Annotated in this window: 11 protein-coding genes; 4 read left to right on the top strand and 7 right to left on the bottom strand. The window is 73.1% G+C overall.

The genetic code is table 11. The features are described from left to right. Positions 1-135 precede the first annotated feature (135 nt). Positions 136-1,284, top strand: coding sequence for an ABC transporter substrate-binding protein (locus EOINJALH_RS00975; RefSeq protein WP_158219604.1), 1,149 nt, complete (start codon positions 136-138; stop codon positions 1,282-1,284). Here the strand turns inward: EOINJALH_RS00975 and EOINJALH_RS33265 are convergent. The 6 genes from EOINJALH_RS33265 to EOINJALH_RS00945 form a co-directional block, all read right to left on the bottom strand. Further along, positions 1,274-9,625, bottom strand: a complete 8,352-nt coding sequence (locus tag EOINJALH_RS33265; RefSeq protein WP_088278463.1) for a GH36-type glycosyl hydrolase domain-containing protein — start codon at positions 9,623-9,625, stop codon at positions 1,274-1,276. The two genes, EOINJALH_RS00975 and EOINJALH_RS33265, sit on opposite strands and share 11 nt — an antisense overlap. A gap of 71 nt (positions 9,626-9,696) precedes the next feature. Next, entirely contained in the window at positions 9,697-9,939 is a 243-nt protein-coding gene (locus EOINJALH_RS00965) for a hypothetical protein (RefSeq protein WP_088278441.1), read from the bottom strand. A 46-nt stretch (positions 9,940-9,985) separates the two neighbouring features. Beyond that, positions 9,986-11,182 (bottom strand): OmpA family protein, encoded by a 1,197-nt coding sequence (locus tag EOINJALH_RS00960; protein ID WP_088278440.1) that lies wholly within the window; start codon positions 11,180-11,182, stop codon positions 9,986-9,988. Between the two features lie 182 nt (positions 11,183-11,364). Further along, a complete protein-coding gene (locus EOINJALH_RS00955) occupies positions 11,365-12,306 on the bottom strand; it encodes a DnaJ C-terminal domain-containing protein (RefSeq protein WP_088278439.1) in 942 nt (313 codons plus the stop codon). Then, entirely contained in the window at positions 12,303-12,590 is a 288-nt protein-coding gene (locus EOINJALH_RS00950; protein WP_088278438.1) for a hypothetical protein, read from the bottom strand. Before EOINJALH_RS00950 ends, EOINJALH_RS00955 begins: the two co-directional genes overlap by 4 nt. A gap of 32 nt (positions 12,591-12,622) precedes the next feature. Further along, positions 12,623-13,324 carry a VIT family protein gene (locus EOINJALH_RS00945; RefSeq protein ID WP_088278462.1) on the bottom strand — a complete coding sequence of 234 codons (702 nt, stop codon included), beginning with the start codon at positions 13,322-13,324 and terminating at the stop codon, positions 12,623-12,625. 217 nt (positions 13,325-13,541) lie between these two features. Here EOINJALH_RS00945 and EOINJALH_RS00940 point away from each other — a divergent pair, with 217 nt between their 5' ends. Both EOINJALH_RS00940 and EOINJALH_RS00935 read left to right on the top strand, forming a co-directional pair. Continuing rightward, positions 13,542-14,435, top strand: coding sequence for a Crp/Fnr family transcriptional regulator (locus EOINJALH_RS00940; protein ID WP_158219603.1), 894 nt, complete (start codon positions 13,542-13,544; stop codon positions 14,433-14,435). Next, a complete protein-coding gene (locus EOINJALH_RS00935) occupies positions 14,387-15,007 on the top strand; it encodes a heme-binding protein (RefSeq protein ID WP_199873113.1) in 621 nt (206 codons plus the stop codon). The genes EOINJALH_RS00940 and EOINJALH_RS00935 overlap by 49 nt, the downstream gene beginning before the upstream one ends. A 7-nt stretch (positions 15,008-15,014) precedes the next feature. Here EOINJALH_RS00935 and EOINJALH_RS00930 read toward each other — a convergent pair whose 3' ends face one another. After that, positions 15,015-16,094: an AI-2E family transporter gene (locus tag EOINJALH_RS00930; RefSeq protein WP_088278436.1), complete on the bottom strand. Its 1,080-nt coding sequence runs from the start codon at positions 16,092-16,094 to the stop codon at positions 15,015-15,017. A gap of 298 nt (positions 16,095-16,392) precedes the next feature. On the opposite strand from EOINJALH_RS00930, the gene EOINJALH_RS00925 reads away from it, so the two are divergent. Then, the gene (locus EOINJALH_RS00925) at positions 16,393-17,901 is read left to right on the top strand and encodes an efflux transporter outer membrane subunit (protein WP_310732231.1); all 1,509 of its coding nucleotides are present in this window, start codon (positions 16,393-16,395) and stop codon (positions 17,899-17,901) included. Positions 17,902-17,918: the final 17 nt, after the last annotated feature.

The following is a 17,918-nucleotide window of genomic DNA, read 5'->3' as shown; positions in this document are numbered from 1 at the left end:
CGAGCGCACGGCGCGCGGCACTACCCTGTCGCTCGTCGCGCGCAGGGCGGCATCCCTCGCCCGCGCAGGCGGCCGATGCGGGCCACGTCCCGCCGGGCCGCCGCCCCATCGAACCCAGCTGGAGGATCACCCACCATGTCGCTGCCACGTCTCGGCCACCTGTGCGCCATCGCCGGCCTGTGCCTGCCTTGGGCCTGGCCGGCGGCACACGCCGAGGACGGCGTCACCCCGCGCCAGCTGGTCATCGGCCAGAGCATCACGCTGCAGGGCGGCCGCAATGACTACGGCGTTGCGGTGCTCGACGGCATCCAGGCGCACCTCGCGCAGGTCAACCGGCAAGGCGGCGTCGCTGGCCGGCAGGTGGTCGTCAAGGTGCTCGACGACGACAACCAACCCGCCAAGGCCGAGGCCAACGCGAGGCAGCTGGTGGGCCAGGACAAGGTGTTCCTCCTGTTCGGCTCGATCGAAGGCGGCCCCTCGACCGCAGTGATGAAGGCCGCCACGGCATTGGGTGTGCCCTTCTTCGGGCCGATGGCAGGCTCTCCCACCCTGCGCAGCCCGCACCAGCAGTGGGTGTTCCCGGTGCGCGCCGAGCACAAGGAGGAGTTCCGCGTGCTGCTGCAGCATGCGCGGACGGTGTACGTGCAGCGGGTGGCCTTCCTGCGCTCGGATTCCGAGACCGGTCGGCAGCACCTCGACAACATGCGCAAGCTTTGCGCGTCGCTGGGCCTCGAACTGGTGGCCGATCTGGCCTTCAAGTCGGACGTGGGCGACGCCGGCATCGACCAGTTGGTGAACCAGATCGCCACCAGTGGCGCCCAGGTGGTGATCAACCACGGCGGCATCGGCGTCTATGAGCGGCTGATCCGGCGGGCACGAACGATGGGCCTGACCACGCAGTTCTACGGCGTGAACTCCGGCTCGGCGCAACTCGCCGCCCACCTGGGGCCGCTGAGCCACGGCATGACGTTCTCTCAGGTGATGCCCAGCCCCTGGGAGCGCAAGTCCGCCATCACCCGCGCCTACCAGGCCGCGTTCTCGGTGCACAAACCGGGGCAGCCCTTCTCGTACGGCAGCCTGGAAGGCTATGTCACCGCGCGCGCCCTCGTGGAAGCGCTGCGGCGCGCCGGGCCCTCACCCACGCGGGCCAGCTTCGCCGCCGGGCTCCACAACACCGACCTGCAGATCGACGGCCTTCGACTGAGCTACCGCGACGGCCACCATGCGGGCCTGTCGCTGGTGCACCTGGCGGTGGTCAGGCGCGACGGCCAGTTCATTCACTGACATCCGGCGGGCGCGCGCGGGCGCCGTCCAGCAGCGGCACCAGGAAGCGGCTGCCCTCCGGCAGGCTCGTCCAGGCCAATGGCTGGCCCGGCGACAGCAGCACCGCATCGGCGGGTGCCCGCGCCCGGATGGCCTCCACGGTGGCCCCCCGCACCAGCAGGAAGCGAAGCGTGCGCCCATCGCGGCGCAGCGTCAGCTCGGCCCGCGGCCAGTGCGACGGCAGGCACGGCTCGAGCGACAGCACCCGCGCACCGTGCTTCAGTCCGAAGACCGATTCGAGGGCCGCGCGGTGCAGCCAGGCGGCCGCCCCGGTGTACCAGCTCCAGCCACCGCGGCCGGCATGCGGCGCGTGGCTGTACACGTCGCCGGCCACGGCATAGGGCTCCAGGCCGTAGATGGCGCCCTGCGTGGGGTGGTTGGCCCGGTGCGCCGGGCAGAGCCAGGTGAAGTCGCGGTACACCAGGTCGGCATCGATGGCCGGCACCTCGCCGCGCCGCACCAGCTCGGCCTGGGCCATCATGGCCCAGACGCCGGCGTGGGTGTACTGGCCGCCGTTCTCGCGCACGCCCGGCGGGTAGGCCTGGATGTAGCCGGCGCTCGGCACGGCGTGGGCCAGCGGCGGGTCGAGCAGCCGCAGCAGCCCGGCCTGCGGGTCGACCAGGTGCACCTCCACCGCGGCCATCGCGGTGCGCTGCAGCGCCGCCGGCGCGGCCTGCGACAGCACCGACCAGGCCTGCGCGATGAGGTCGATGCGGGCCTCCTGGTTCTCGTGCGAGCCGAGCGCCTGCCCATCGTCGAAGAAGGCGCGCTTGAACCACTGGCCGTCCCAGGCCGCGCCGTTCAACGCGGCCTTCCAGCCCACCGCGGCGGCCTCCCAGCGCTGCGCCCGTTCGGGCTCGCCGCGGCCGCGCGCCAGCGGTGCGAAGTCGGCCACCAGACGGTGCAGGAACCAGCCCAGCCACACCGATTCGCCGCGCCCGGCCTCGCCGACGCGGTTCATGCCGTCGTTCCAGTCGCCGCCGCCCATCAGCGGCAGGCCGTGCACGCCCACCCGCAGGCTGCGGTCGATGGTGCGGGCGGCGTGCTCGTAGACCGTGGCCACCTGCCCGCTGAGCGTGGGCGTGTCGTAGGCGTCCTCGGCCCCCAGGGGCAGCTCGCGGCCTTCGATGAAGGGCACGCGTTCGTCCAGCAGCGTGGTGTCGCCGCTGGCCCGCAAGTAGTGCGCGCAGGCCACGGGCAGCCACAGCAGGTCGTCGCTGCTGTGCGTGCGCACGCCGGCGCCGCCGGGGCTGTGCCACCAGTGCTGCACGTCGCCCTCGACGAACTGGCGAGACGCCGCCAGCACGATCTGCGCCCGCAGCATCCACGGCGCGGCCCAGGCCAGCGCCATCGCGTCCTGCAACTGGTCGCGGAATCCGGTCGCTCCACCGGCCTGGTAGAAGCCGGCCTTGGCCCACAGCCGGCAGGCCACCGTCTGGTACAGCAGCCAGCGGTTGACCATGGCATCGAACAGCGGGTCGGGCGTGGCCACCGTGGTGCTGCCGAGCAGCTGGTCCCAATGGCGGCGCACGCGGGCAAAGCGCTCGGCAGCGGGCACCGCGATGGCGGTCGCCGCCAACTGCCGCGCCGCGTCGGGGCTGGCCGCATGGCCCAGCAGGAACAGCCGCTCGACGCTTTCGCCAGGTCGCAGCACCACGGCCGTGGCCAGCGCCGCGCAGGGGTCGAGCCCATCGCCCCGGCCCTGGCCGAAGTGGTCGGGCAGCACCGGCTGGCCGCGGGCGTCGAAGCACTCGCGGCGGTCGCAGGTCCAGTCCTCGTCGTCGCCAGAGGCGTCGCCGGCCCCCACCAGGGCCAGGAAGGCCGTGGCCCCGCCGAAGCCGGCCCCCCGCTCGCGCTGCGTGCACAGCAGCACGTGCGAGGCCGAGCCGCCAAGCCCGGCCATGTGGTGCGCCGTGTGCACCGTGGCGCGGTCGGTGCGGCCGGCGCCCATCGTCCATTCGGCCACGCCCACCAGGCGCAGGCGCACCGTGTGCGCGCCGTGGTGGGTGATGCGCAACTGCACCTGCTTGACCGCGACCGCGGCGTCCACGCACCAGGTGAGCGACACCTCCACCGGACCGCGGCGGTGCCGCACCACGGTGTAGCCCTGCCCGTGCGACACCCGGTAGACGGCCTCGGGATCGCCCCAGGCGGACGGCAACAGGCTCCAGGCCTCGCGGCTGGCGCGGTCCTGCAGCAGGAACCACTCACCCGGCGGGTCGGCCACCGGGTCGTTGGACCAGGCGGTGAGCTGGTGCAGCCGGCTGTTCAGCGCCCAGGTGCAGCCGCCGCCGGCTTCGGACACCTGGGTGCCAAAGCCGGCATTGGCCAGCACGTTGACCCACGGGCGCACCGGGCGCAGCGCGCGGCTCACCTCGAAGCGGAACTCCCCCTCGCCGGCACTGAAGCTGCCACGTGGCGCCGGCACGGCCACCGAGGCGGCACGCATCGGCCGCAGCGCGGTGGTGGCGCCGGCCTGTCGCGCGTCCATCGCCTGCTCATGCCGCGCGGTCCACTCCTGCACGTGGTGCGGCAACGGGCGGCCATCGGCCTGCAGGCGCAGCCGGGCCACGCGCTGCAAGGTGCTGCGCTCGGCTTCGGACAGGTCCTCGCCGCGCAGCAGGTGCATCGCGGTGGCGGCCGGGCCGGCGTGTCCGCCGGGGTCGGCGGCATGGCGCTCGGCCAGCAGGGTCAGCTCGCGCTGCAAGGCCATCTGGTACGAGGCCGGCTCGTCGTTGATCACCACCAGGTCGCACACCACCCCACCCCAGGACCACAGGTGCAGCGCCTGCGCCAGCGTGCGCAGCAGGCCCAGGCCCCGCACGCTGCCGGCCGAGACCAGCACGATCGGCCGGTCGCCCGAGATGCCGAAGCGCCACAGCAGCCGGCGATCGCAGCCACTGTCGTCTGCGGTGATGGCGGGCGAGCCGTCTGCCGGCGTGCGCGTCAGCGTCAGCAGCAGCGCGGTGGTCAGCGTCTGCACCACCGCGAAGTTCTCGGCGGTCATGCGCTGGGCGCGCAGGCGGATGCCGGCCAGCGTGGCCGACATCAGCGAGGCCCGCTGCACGTGGCTGGGCTGGCGGTACTTGTCGATCATCGCGTGCAAGGTGCCGGGCTGTGGCGACACCGCGGTGGCGAAGGTCAGCACGGCCTTGCCGCCCGGCAACAGCTGCAGTTGCGCGCCCAGCGCGCACACCGGGTCGAAGCCGCAGTCGAGCGGGCGGCTGGGCGCGCCGTCCTGCGGTTCGGTCGGGCCATCGGGCAGCGCGTCCAGCGACGCCAGGGGTTGGTCGGGCGCGCGGTTGCGGCCGAGCCACCGCTGCCGGTCGGTCTGCTGGCGCAGGCCCAGCACCTGCGGGTCGCGGTCGGCCAGGAAGTGCGCCAGGTGCATGCCCTGCTCGTGCTGCAGGCGCGGTCGGCGCTCGAAGACCAGCGCCTGGTGCTCGTCCTGCCACGAGGCCCGCACGAACAGGTTCGAGAACGCCGGGTGCGCCTCGTCGGCGCGGGCATCGGCCAACACCACGTCGAAGGCCGAAATCACCTCGAGCGACAACGGCTCGTCGCCGAGGTTGTGCAGCTCGACCTGGCGGAACTCGATGTCGTCCTCCGGGCTGACCCACACCGTGGTGCGGGCCTGCAGCGACGGCCAGGCGGCCTCGAAGACCACCCGGTCGGCGTGGAAGACACTGGCATAACGTGCGTTTGCATCGGGCGCCGGGTGCTGGGTCAGCGACACCGGCGTGCCCTGCGGCTGCCACCGCAGGTACAGGAAACTGCCATGCGCGTCGCGCAGCGCGTCGTCGCGCCAGCGCGTCAGGCCCAGCGCGCCCCAGCGGCTGGCGCCCGCACCGTTGGCGCGCAGCGTGGTGCTGAAGCGGCCGTTCGACAACAGGTGCGTGGGCTCCACGGCATGCTGGCCGGGCAGCACTTCGCGCCACAGGCCGGGCGCCCGCCGGCGCAGCGCCAGCGGCGCCGGGATGCTGCGCGGTGCGCTGCGCATCGAGATCTCGCGCGGCGGCCGCTCGTGCAGCAGCGGTGAAACGGCCTGCACCTGCGCCGAGGCCATGCCCCAGCGCCGCGCCACGCCGTCCAGCAGCACGTTGGCCAGCGCCACGATGACCATGCCCTGGTGGTGGGCCATGTAGGTGCCCACCGGTGTGAACGGCTCGTCGCCGACGCGCCGCGCCGGGGTGAAGTCCAGCGCCTCGATGAAGCCCATCGTGCCCCGCGCGCCCAGCGCCTGCAGGGCCTCGAAGTTGCGGCAGGCCAGCCGTGCCGCCACCTGCGCCGCCAGTGCGGTGGCATACGGCGCGATCACCAGTTCGTCGGGCGGCGTGCGGCGCAGCGCCAGCCGCGGCACGCCCTGCGGCGCGTACTGGTAGGCCAGCGTGTGATCGCGCCCGGCATAGGCCGATTCGGAGATGCCCCAGGGCACGCCCTGCTCCTGGGTGAAGGCCACCTGCTCGCGCAGGGCCGCGCAGCAGGCGTCCTGCAGTGCGCTGCCGGGCGGCTCGTCCAGCACCAGGCTGGGCATCAGGTACTCGAACATCGATCCCGACCACGAGCGCAGGCCGGCCATCGCGCCCACCGCATAGAACGGCCGTCCGAGCGAGGCCCAATGGCGCACCGGCACATCGCCCTTGGCGATGGCCAGCAGGCTGGTCAGGCGCGATTCCGAGGCCAGCAGATCGTAGAAGCCCGAATCGAGCTGCTGCTCGGCCACCCGGTAGCCGATGTGCAGCAGACGCCGGCGCGGGTCGTACAGGAAGGCGAAGTCGGGCGCCCAGGCCAGGTCCTCGGCCGCCTGCGCCACGGCCCACAGCCGGGCCTGCAGCCCCTCGGCACCGGGGCCCTCGTCGGCCATCGGGGCACGCGCCTGCTCGCGACAGGCCTGCGCCACGGCCAGCAGGTGGCCGCTGAGATTGCCGCTGTCCACGGTGGACACGTACATCGGCAGCAGCGGCGCGCCGGTGCGCGTGTCGTACCAGTTCAGGAAGTGGCCGCGGTGGCGCTGCAAGGTGGCCAGCGTGGCCAGCGTGGCCTCCAGCCGGGCCAGCAGTTGCGGCGTGCCGATCCAGCCGAAGCGCCGCGCGCAGGCCGCGCTGAGCAGGTACAGGCCGATGTTGGTGGGCGAGGTGCGGTGCGCCACCATGTCGTGCGGCAGCGTCTGCAGGTTGTCGGGCGGCAGGTGGCGGTCTTCGGCACCCACGCAGCGCTCGAAGAAGCGCCAGGTGTCGCGGGCGATGCCCTCGAGCCGTGCGCGGTCGGCATCGCCCAGCGCGTCGTCGGGCCGCAGTGGTCGGCGGCGGCTGACCCACCAGATCCACACCGGCGTGCCAGCCCACAGCGCGCACAGCGCCAGCGCCATGGCCTGGTGCGGCAAGCCCGTGGCCACCGTGGCGGCGGCCATCAGCGCGGCAGTCAGCGGGGCCCGCCAGTGCGCGCGCAGGATCGAGCCCAGGTCCGTCAGCGCCTGCGCCTGGGCGGTTTCGGCGGTGGTCCACTGCAGCAGTTGGCGGTGGCTGATGGTCATGCGATACAGCGCCCGGCCGATCGCATCCACCGACATGGCCGCCTGCTGCAGCAGCATCGCCAGGTGCCACAGGCCGGTGCACAGCGTGCGGGCCAGGTCGAGCGCGGCCAGGCGGTAGAAGTGCAGCAGCGCCATGTCGTCCCGGCTGGGCGCGAAGCCGGCCACGGCGCCCATCAGCGGCCCGGCCAGGTACGCGGCCATCACCAGGGCCAGAGCGGCGCCCGGCGACACCGACCAGCCGGCCAGCGCCAGCCACAGCAGCAGCAGCGAGGCCGGCGCCACCAGCGAGCGGCGCAGGTTGTCCAGCATCTTCCAGCGGTGCATCGGGCTCAGGCCCTGGTCACCGCCGCCGAAGACGAAGGGCAGCAGTTGCCAGTCGCCGCGCGTCCAGCGGTGCACCCGCGAGGCGGCCACGTCGGCATGGAAGGGGGCGTCCTCGACCACGGCCAGGTCGCTCACGGTCGCGCAGCGTGCGATGGAACCCTCCAGCAGGTCGTGGCTGAGCACCTGGCCTTCGGGCAAGCGCCCCGACAGCACCGAGTGCACCGCGGCCACCTGCAGCAGGCCCTTGCCGGTGAAGCTGCCTTCGCCGAACAGGTCCTGGTAGACCTCGGAGCTGGCGGCGCTGTAGGGGTCGATGCCGCACTGGCCGGCGAACATCCAGTGGAAGGGCGTGAGCTGGTGGCCCGTCGGCAGCGGCGTGGCCAGGCGCGGCTGCAGGATGCCGTAGCCGGCCAGCACGCGGCGCCCGGCGGCGTCCAGCCGCGGCTGGTTGCAGGGGTGCGCGGCCACGCCCACCAGCTCGCGCAGGCGGCCCGGTGGCAGCTGGGTGTCGCTGTCGAGCGTGACGACGTAGCGCGTGCCGGGGGCGATGCGCGAGGCCTCGCCCAGGTCGAGGAAGGCCTTGGCATCGCCCTCGGCCAGTGCGGCCACCAGCAGTTCGAGCTTGCCGCGCTTGCGCTCCCAGCCGATCCAGCGCTGCTCGCTGTCGCTGAACAGCCGGTGCCGGTGCAGCAGCACGAAGCGCGGCGCCAGGCCGGCCTCGTCGCCCTGGCGCGGGTGGCGCTGGTTCAGTTCGTCGACGTGCCGCGTGGCCAGGGCCAGCAGTTCGTCGTCGGTGGCGCCTTCGGCCGTGTCGGCATCGGTCCAGTCGGTGAGCAGCGCGAACTGGGCCTGCGGCTCGCGGTTGGCCAGGTAGTGCAGTTGCAGGCGGCGGGCCAGGTCGCCCACGCCCGAGGGGTGGTTCAGCATGGCCGGGATGGCCACCATCACGCGGTGGTCGGCCGGGATGCCGTCGGCCAGCGCCAGGCGCGGCAGGCGCCGTGGCCGCGTCGATTCGCTGACCAGCCGGTTGGCCACCGCCACCACCGCCTCCGAGGCCGGCACCAGCATCAGCAGCGCCGTGAGCCACAGCCAGCCGGGCGACAGCGGGGCATGCGGGGCCAGCAGCATCCAGGCCACCAGGCCGATGCTGCCCAGCACCGCCACCGACAGGTACACCGGCAACACCAGGCGCGCACCCCACACCCGCCAGGCCCAGGCGGCCCGCGGGTGCAGGCCCAGCGCCTGCGCCAGGGCGGGCCGGCCGGCGCCCTGCAGCCAGTGCGTGGCCGCACCGGGGTCGGCCTCGCCCACCTCGCCATCGGGGTCGGTCGCCACGCGGCCGCCCATCAGGCCCAGCAGCACCTTGGCCACCGCCACCTCGCCCTGGCCGCTGCGCCGGGCCAGATGTTCGATGGCGTGCAGGGTCTGGTCGCGCGAGGCGGCATCTTCGGCCTCGAACACCGGCGACACGCGCATCAGCCGCATCAGCGTGCTGGTGCGCGAGACGATGTCCGGCCAGTCGGCATCGCCGATGGCCCGCAGCGAGGTCACGGCGTTGCTCACGCTCAGGTTGTCGGCGGTCTGGTCGGCACTGTGCTGGGCATGTGCCACCGCCGGGTCGGGCAGGTGCAGGGCCAGCCAATCGTGCACAGGGGCAGGGCCGCTGCCGCGGCGGTCCTGCAGCCGCAGCGACACCTGGGCCAGGAACATGCGCGCCACGCCACGCCGCTCGAGCAGCGCCAGCAATTCGTCCAGCGCCGGCACGGTGCAGGCGTCGAGGTGGTCGCAGCACAGGTTGGCGGCCTCGCGCGCGGCCTTGTGCGTGGCCACGCGCTCGGCCAGGCGACGCAGGTTCTCGATCAGCACCACGCGCAGGGTGGTGGGCAGCGCCCAGGACTCGCTCAGGTTCAGCTCGCGCGTTTCCTGGTAGGCGCACAGGTACTGCGCGAGCAGGTCTTCGTCGAAGGCGCTGTCGGTGTGGGCCACGAAGGCCCAGGCGACGCCGTAGATGCGCGGCAGGCCGGCCAGCGGCTCGTCGACCAGCATCGGCAGGCTGCGGAAGTAGCTGCGCGGCAGGCCATCGTGGATCTGCTCGAGCTGCGCCTCGATGAGGTGGAAGTTGTCCAGCAGCCATTCGGCGGCCGGGCTCACGTCGTAGCCGGTGGAGGCCTGCGACGCGATGTAGCGGTGGGCCTGCCGCAACATCGCGATGTTGCTGGGCAGGCGCGGAAAGAAGGCCAGGCCGGCCGGGCCGGCGCGCTCGGCGCGATGGGTCTCGCCCAGGCTGCGGCCATGCTGCGCAAAGCGCTGCATGCCGAAGATCTCGGAGCGGATGGGCGGTTGCACCGCGCCGTCCGCCGGGTCGAGGATCTCGCACAGCGCGGGCGATGCGTCGGGCACCAGCCGCTGGAGGCCCGACGGTGTCCGACCCCTGAGCGAGTTCATCATCTGCCGCATCGCCGTCACCGCGCCGCTGTCGGCCACGAGGGCCGCCAGCCGGTGGTCGGTCGACGCCCTCAGGACAGTGCTGCCACGAGGCCGACCACCAGCGCCACCACGGCCACCGTGGTGACCAGCCGCGAGGCCACGAAGCCGTGCACCGCACGGGCCCCGAACTGCAGTTGCGCCAGGCGTCCGCCCGAACGGCGGCATGAACTCAGGTGCCAACCCAATGCGGCCGGATCGCCCGGTCGCGTGTCGTTGGCCCCGTCGAAGCAGGACGTGCTCCAGCACGGGCCGGTGAAGGTCTTGTTGTCCATGGTGCGGTCTCCGGGCTGGGTGGGCAGAAGGCAGGCGGGCGCTGGATCAGCGCGTGCCGACCACCTCGATCTCGACGCGGCGGTCGGGCTGCAGGCAGGCGATCAGCGAGGCGCTGGCGCGCTCGCCCTTGCAGTCGCCGGCCTTGGTCACCGGGTCGGACTCGCTCTTGCCGACGGCCGAGATCTTGCCGGGGTCGACCTTGCCGTTGGTGACCAGGTAGGACTTCACCGATTCGGCACGTTGCTGCGACAGCGACTGGTTGTAGCTGTCCGAGCCCAGGCGGTCGGTGTGGCCCTCGACGTTGATGGTCTCGAACTGCGTGCCGTCCAGTTCACGGGCGAAGCCGTCGAGCGCGGACATGCCGTTCGGCTGCATCTGCGCGCGGTCGAAGCCGAACAGCGACTCGGCCGAGTAGCTCACGCGGCGGCGCTGCGGGGCCTGGGGCGCCGGCGCGACGACCATCGGAGCGGCCACCGGCGGCGGCGACATCACCACCACGGGTGCCGGTGCCGGTGCGGGCGCGGGCATCGGGGCCTGGGCGATCGGGGCACTGTAGGTCGGGGTGCTCATGGCACGCGGCGCGGTGGTGGTGGTGCGGCCGAACGGGAACACCAGGCTCACCGACACCAGGTTCACGTCGCCCTTGCCGTTGGCACCGTCGTTGATGCGGAAGCGCTCGATCTCGCCGCGCATCTGGAAGCCGGGGCTGAAGGCGTACTGCAGGCCGGCACCGATCTTGGCGTTGACGTCGCGCTTGCTCTGCTGCTGGTCGAGCGTGCCGAGCGCGCCCGTGCCGTTGAAGCTGCTGCGGGTGCGGGTGTGGTGGGCGCCGACGCGACCGATCGCCGACAGGCGTTCAGTGATGGGCAGCGTGCCGACCACGTCGAGGTTGAAGCCCTGCACCTCGAGCTGGCTGTTGAGCGAGCCGGCCGGAGAGGTGCTGGCCGAGAAGCCGAACTTGCCGAGGTCGAAGTAGCCGGCCTCGATGCCGATGTTGCGGTTGACCTGGTAGCCGAGGAACACCTTGTAGGCCGTGTCGCGCTGGTCGCGGGCAAAGCCAGTGGTGACCAGCCCGGCGCCGAGCAGGTTGGCGGCGATGCGCTCCTCGTCGACCTTGGCGCGGGCCGAGCCGACGGACAGGCCGCCATAGCCGTAACCGCCCTCTTGAGCGAACGAAGGCGCTGCGATGAGCGCGCTCAGGGCAGCCAGAACGGGCAGGCGCAGGACGGGGTGGAGTTTCATGGTGTACTTTCGGTGAGCAGCAGGGAAATTCATGCTGATCGGTTTATAGGAGGGCCACGCGACACCGTCTGTGCGCTGGCAGACGAACATCAAGCGCGCAAAATAAGCGTCCATGCGTTGGACGAGGTCGCGCGGGCGCACATCCCGCGGCACGCGCGCCGGGTCGCCCCGCGGCGGTGGCGTCAGACCGGTGGCCGACGTGGATCGAAGGCGGCGAAGTGCTCGCCCATGGCGCGGTAGGCGGCCTGTGCGGCGTCGTCGGTGGCCGGCGGCAGTGCGATCGACAGCACCGCATACAGGTCACCCGGCGGGGTGCCCGGCAGCCCCTGCCCTTTCAGGCGCAGCCGCCGCCCCGACCACGAGCCCGCTGGCACGGCCAGTTGCACCTGGCCATCCGGCGTGCGCACCTCGACGCTCGCGCCCAGCGCCGCCTCCCAGGGCGCCACCGGCAGGTCGAGGCTGACGTCGCGCTCGTCGATGCGGAAGACCGTCTGCGGCGCGAACTCGACTTCAAGGTACAGGTCGCCGGCCGCGCCGCCGCCCTGACCCGGTGCGCCCTGCCCGGCCAGTCGCAGGCGCTGCCCGGGGCGGATGCCGCGCGGGATGTTCACGTCCAGCGTGCGATCGGCCAGGCGCAGCCCACCGCGGCCGTCGGGCTGCGGCACGCGCAGCGCGATGGTGCGCAGCCCGCCCCGGTAGGCGTCGACCAGGTCGATCTGCACCTTGGCGTGGTGGTCCTCGCCGGCGCGGGGCCGTGCCGCGCGCGCTGCCGCCGCGGCCCGTTGGCGGCCGAACAGGGCCTCGAAGAAGGCGCTGTGCTCGTCGGCACCCCCGCCCGTGCCGCTGAACTCGAAACCGGTGTCCCAGCCCGGCGGCGGACTGAAGCGCTCACCCTCGCGATGGCGGCGTGCCACCTCGTCGTAGGCGGCGCGCTTCTCGGCATCGCCCAGCGCCTCCCAGGCCTCGGCCACCTGCTTGAAGCGGGCCTCGGCATCGGGCTCCTGGCTCACGTCCGGGTGGTACTTGCGCGCCAGCTTGCGGTAGGCGCGCTTGACCTCGGTCGGCGAGGCCGTGCTCGGCACGCCGAGCCGGGCGTAGTAGTCCTCGAACTCGACGGCGCTCAATGGGCGCCCTGGGCCATCCAGCGCAGGATCGCCAGCGCGGATGGGTCGCTGACACGCCGGTGGCTCGTCACCGCCGATTTCTCGTGCATCTCGTCCAGCAGGTGCTGCACGGCGTCGGTGCCGTCGCGCTGGTCGGCCGCCTTCTTCGTCAGGCTCTCCAGCGTCGGCGACGACTTCGATCCCGCACAGTGGCAGTTCAGGCAGCCGTGGTCGCTGGCCAGCCGGGCGCCGTCGGACACCTGGGCCGAGGCCACCGGGGTCCAGGGCGACAAGAGCAACAACACGCCAAGGACGCGTCCAGCAGACTGCAAAAGCGTCATGCCACCGCCCCGAACATCGACCCTGCGCCGGCCGTCAGGCCCATGGCCAGCGCGCCCCAGAAGGCCACGCGGGCCGCGCCGACCCAGGCGCCGGCACCGCCGGCGCGGGCCGCCAGCGCACCCAGCGCGGCCAGGAACACCAGCGAGGCCGCCGACACCCCGGCGATGAGGCTCGCCCCGGGCAGCAGCATCGCCACGCCCAGCGGCAGTGCCGCACCGACGGCAAAGCTGGCGGCCGAGGACAGCGCGGCCTGCACCGGCTGCGCAGAGAAGGCCTCGGAGATGCCGAGCTCGTCGCGGGCATGGGCGCCCAGCGCGTCGTGGGCCATCAGCCGGGCCGCCACCTGCTCGGCCAGCGGCTGGTCGAGGCCACGGGCCACGTAGATGGCGGTGAGCTCGCGCGTTTCCGATTCGGGGTCGGCCGCGATCTCGTCGCGCTCCTTGGCCAGGTCGGCCTGCTCGGTGTCGGCCTGCGAGTGCACCGACACGTACTCGCCCGCCGCCATCGACATGGCGCCGGCCACCAGCCCGGCCACGCCGGTGAGCAGGATGCTGGCCTGGGGCGCGTTCGCCGCCGCCACGCCCACCAGCAGGCTGGCGGTGGAGACGATGCCGTCATTGGCCCCGAGCACCGCGGCGCGCAGCCAGCCGATGCGGTCGGTGCGGTGTCGTTCGGTGTGTCGTCTCAGATGGATCATGCGGCGAGGATAGCCCGTCGCGGCCGGCAGCGCGTCGCGGCTGGCCTGCAAAAGGAGGGGCACGGGTGTCATCGGATCTCTCTCGGACCGGTGGAGTGGGGTCGACCCGGCCACTGTGCGACGGAACCACCGGCACGATCTGTACGTTCACGAACAGACACGGTCGAGGCGTCGGGGCTCAATGCACCCCACCCGGGATGCCCGGAAAAGGAACGACATGCTGGACCAGATGCGCGGCGCCACCCGCACCCACGAGCCGCCGGTGAACCCAGCCGCAGACTACGCGGCGGTGCGCCATGCCGACCCGCGCGACGCACGTGCGCTGCCCGAGGCGGTGGCAGGGCTGCCGGAGTCGCTGGCGCTGGTGGCACAGCACCTGACCTTTGCCCCGCGCACGGTGCAGCGGGGGCGGCCCATCCAGAGAGCCGGCGAGGCCTTCCGCTGCCTGCACCTCATCCGCACCGGCGCGGCCAAGGCCGTGGCCGACTCGCCCGATGGCCGCCGACAGATCGTCGGACTGCACTTCGGCGGCGACTGGATCGGCCTGGACAGCATGGCCACCGGCCGCTGCGCCGCCGACACCGTGGCGCTGGACCGCTGCGAGGTGTGGTCGGTGCTGTACACCGCCCTGGTGGCCGCCTCGGCCGAGGTACCGGCCCTCACCCACGTGGTGCACGTCGCGATGAGCGCCCAACTGCTGCGCGAACGCACCTGGCGGCTCGCGCTGGGCACCTTGGCACCCAGCGCCCGCCTGGCCGAGTTCATCCTCGGCTGGCGGCGCTCGGCCGACGCACCGCTGGGCCCCGGCGAAGCCATCCGCCTGGGCCTGTCGCGGCCCGAGATCGGCGATTGCCTGGGCCTGTCGCGCGAGACCGTGTGCCGGGCCTTCGGCCACCTCAAGGACCTGGGCCTGGTGCGCCCAGGCTCCGGTGGGCCGCGCCACCTGTTGATCCCGGACCTTGACGCGCTCGGGCATCATGCGTCCTCGACGCCCCGCAGGCGCCCGGCCGCCAGCCCCCGCGTCATCAACCATGGGCCCCGCACGGGCCTGCCACGGACACCATGCGCCACCTCGCCCTCACCCTCGCCCTGTTCGCCTTCCCCATGCTGAGCCACGCCATCGAGGAGCCCGATTTCGAGGTGCTGCGCCGCGTGGGCGACGTCGAGGTGCGGCAGTACGCGCCGTACATCGTGGCCGAGGTCTTCATCCCCGGGCCGGCCGACGGCGCCGTCAGCGATGCCGGCAACGCGGCCTTCCCCATCCTGGCCGGCTACATCTTCGGCAAGAACAAGGGCGCGCGCACGTTCGCGATGACCGCACCGGTGACGCAGACGCCCGTGCCGGTGCGCCTGCCGATGACCGCACCGGTGACGCAGAGCGCGGCCGCCGGCGGCCACCTCGTGCAGTTCGTGCTGCCCAAGGGGCTGGCCCTGGCCGACGCGCCCGAGCCGGTGGACGAGCGCGTGCGGCTGCGCGAGGTGCCGGCCAGGCGGTTGGCTGCGATCACCTACTCGGGGTTCTGGTCGGTGGCCAACGACCGCGAGCACCTCGACAAGCTCACGGACGCCCTGCGCGCTGCCAACCTGGCCTGGACCGGTGAGCCGGTGTACTCGCGCTACAACGCGCCGTTCACGCCCTGGTTCCTGCGCCGCAACGAGATCTGGCTGACCCTGACACCCTGAGCAGGTCTCACGCCCGGGTCGTGCCGTCCTGCACCTGGCCGTGCAGGTGCCACACGGCGATGAACATCGCCGCGATGGCCGGGCCGACGATGAAGCCGTTGGGGCCCATCACCGACAGCCCGCCCAAGGTGGTCACCATCACCAGCCAGTCGGGCATGTGCGTGTCCTTGCCCACCAGCACCGGGCGCAGCAGGTTGTCCACGAGGCCGATCACCAGCACGCCGAAGGCCACCAGCGCCACGGCCTGCCACACGGCCCCCGTGAGAAAGAAGTAGGCCGCCACCGGCACCCACACCAGGCCGGCGCCGATGGCCGGCAGCAGCGACAGGAAGGCCATCAGCACCGCCCAGAGCAGGGCCGCATTGACGCCCAGCACCCAGAACGCCAGCCCTCCCAACGCGCCCTGGATGACGGCCACCAGCAGGTTGCCGCGCACCGTGGCGCGCACCACGGTGGCAAACATGTCGAGCAGGGACTGCAGCTGCGCGGCCTTCAGCGGCACCACGCGGCGCAGCGTGCGCACCAGGCCATCGCCGTCGCGGATCAGGAAGAACGACAGGTAGACGGTGATCGCCAGGCTGGCCATGAACTCGAACGTGACCTGGCCCAGGCCCAGCGCCTGCCCGGCGATGAACTGGCTGCCCTGCGCCAGCGCGGCGGCCAGCCGCCGCTGCAGGGCATCGAAGTCGGCCAGGCCGACGCGCTCGAGCAGGGCCGCCATCGACGGCGGCAGTGCATCGAACAGGCCGCGAAAGTACTGCGCCGGGTTCCACTCGCCGGACTGCAGCCGCTGGTAGACCAGCGTCGCCTCGCTGGCCAGCGACGCAGCCACCAGCACCAGCGGCAGGATCACCAACAGCAGCACCAGCAGCAGCGTGAGCAGGGCCCCCAGGGTGCGGCGTCCGCGCAGCGGGCCGAGCAGCCAGTGGTACACCGGCGCGAACAGCAGCGCGATGACCACGCCCCACAGGATGGCGCCGAAAAACGGCAGCAGCACCCAGGCCAGCGCCGCCGCGGTGACGCCCATCAGCCAGGCCAGCAGCCGGTGGTCGCGGTCCGTGGGCCGCTCAGGCTGTGACGCGCTCATCGGGGGGCTCCGGGATCGGCCGGGATTCGGCTGCCACCATCGTAGCCAGGCGCCATGCCGTGTCGGTGCGGTACCGAACACAGATCGGGCCCGCACCGACACGGCATTGGTTCGCTTGCGCACAGACGCCGGCAGGCCAGGCAAACCACCATCGGAGCGCTCGGTTGGGGCCTCGACGCCCGTCGAGGCCAGCCACGGCCAGCCCACCTCCATGCCCCCCTCTCCGACCGCCGCGCCGCCCAGTTGTAGCCGGCCCCCCGAACGACATCGACGCTGGCCGTGTGCGGCACCTCTGACGGTGACGCTGCGGGTGACGCTGTGGTTGGCGCTGCTGGCCGGAGGCGGCTGTGCCACGGTGGTGGCGCCCCCCTGGCCCGAGGCCACGTTCGAAGTGCCCGCGCAGTGGTCGGCCGCCGAGGCCTCCGCCCCCGGCACGGCCGGCTCGCTGTCGCGCTGGTGGCTGCGCTTCGACGAGCCGCTGCTCGATCGCCTGGTGAGCCGCGCGCTGGCGGCGCACAGCAGCATCCAAAGTGCGCGAGCGGCCCTGCAGCAATCGCGAGCCGCGCGTGACGTGGTCGCGGCAGGCCTGGCCCCGACGGTGTCCGGATCGACCTCGGTGCAGCGCAGCCGCGCAGGCGACAACGGCACCGGCAACAGCTTCAGGCTGGGCCTCGATGCGGCCTGGGAACCCGACGTGTTCGGCGCCACGCGCCACGGTCTGGACGCCGCCGATGCCTTGGTGCGGTCCAGCGCGGCCAGCCTGGGCGACGTGCAGGTGTCGGTGGCCGCCGAAGTGGGCCTGGCCTACCTCGCGCTGCGCGGTGCGCAGGCGCGGTTGGCCATCGCCGAGGCCAACCTGGCGAGCCAGCTGGACACGCTGCAGATCACACGCTGGCGCCTGCAGGCAGGGCTGGTGGACGCGCTCGATGCCGAACAGGCCAACGCCTCGGCCGAGCAGACCCGGGCGCAACTGCCGGCGCTGCAGACGCAGATCGCACAGACCGGCCATGCGCTGGCCGTGCTCACCGGCCAGCCGCCGGCGGCGCTGGACCGCGAACTGGCCATCGATCCGACCGCTGCCATGGCCCTGCCGCGCGCCGCCGATCCGCTGCCGCTGGGCATCCCCGCCGACACGCTGCGCCAGCGGCCCGATGTGCGCGCGGCCGAGGACCAGGTGCGCGCGGCGATGGCCCGCGTGTCGCAGGCCGACGCGGCGCGGCGCCCGAGCTTCCGCCTGGGCGGATCGATCGGGCTGAGTGCACTCACCCTGGGCGCGCTCACCGACAGTGCCGCGCTGGTGGCCTCGCTGCTGGCCAGCGCCGCGGTGCCCATCGTCGATGGCGGCGCCGGCTTGGCCCAGGTGCGGGCCCAGCGCGCGGCGCTGGACCAGGCCGCGGCCGCCTGGCAGGCCGCGGTGCTGACGGCGCTGCAGGAGGTGGAAGACGCGCTGGCCGCGCTGCGCGGCGGCCGCGAACGCCTGCTGCGCCTGCAGCGCGCCGCCGACTCGGCCACGTCGGCTGCGTCCTTGGCGCGTCAGCGCTACGACAGCGGCCTGGCGGATTTCCAGGTGGTGCTCGACACCCAGCGCACGCAGCTGGGCGCGCAGGACAGCATGGCCGGCGCACGCGCCGACCTGGGCGCCGCGCAGGTGCGCCTGTTCAAGGCGCTGGGCGGCGGCTGGCGCGAGGCCGACGCGGACGCATCGTCGGCGCCTGCCCGCATCAACCGCCCACATGCCGCCTCTCCCTCGACCGGCGCGATGGCGTCGGCCTTCTCCCACGGCGCCCCGCAAGGCGCTCCCCGATGACCACCCCCGCCCCTGTC

Source organism: Ideonella sp. A 288 (assembly GCF_002198735.1).
Classification (GTDB): Bacteria; Pseudomonadota; Gammaproteobacteria; order Burkholderiales; family Burkholderiaceae_C; genus Pseudaquabacterium.
Note: the sequence above shows the minus strand (reverse complement) of the source record. Positions and strands in the feature narration are given on the sequence as shown.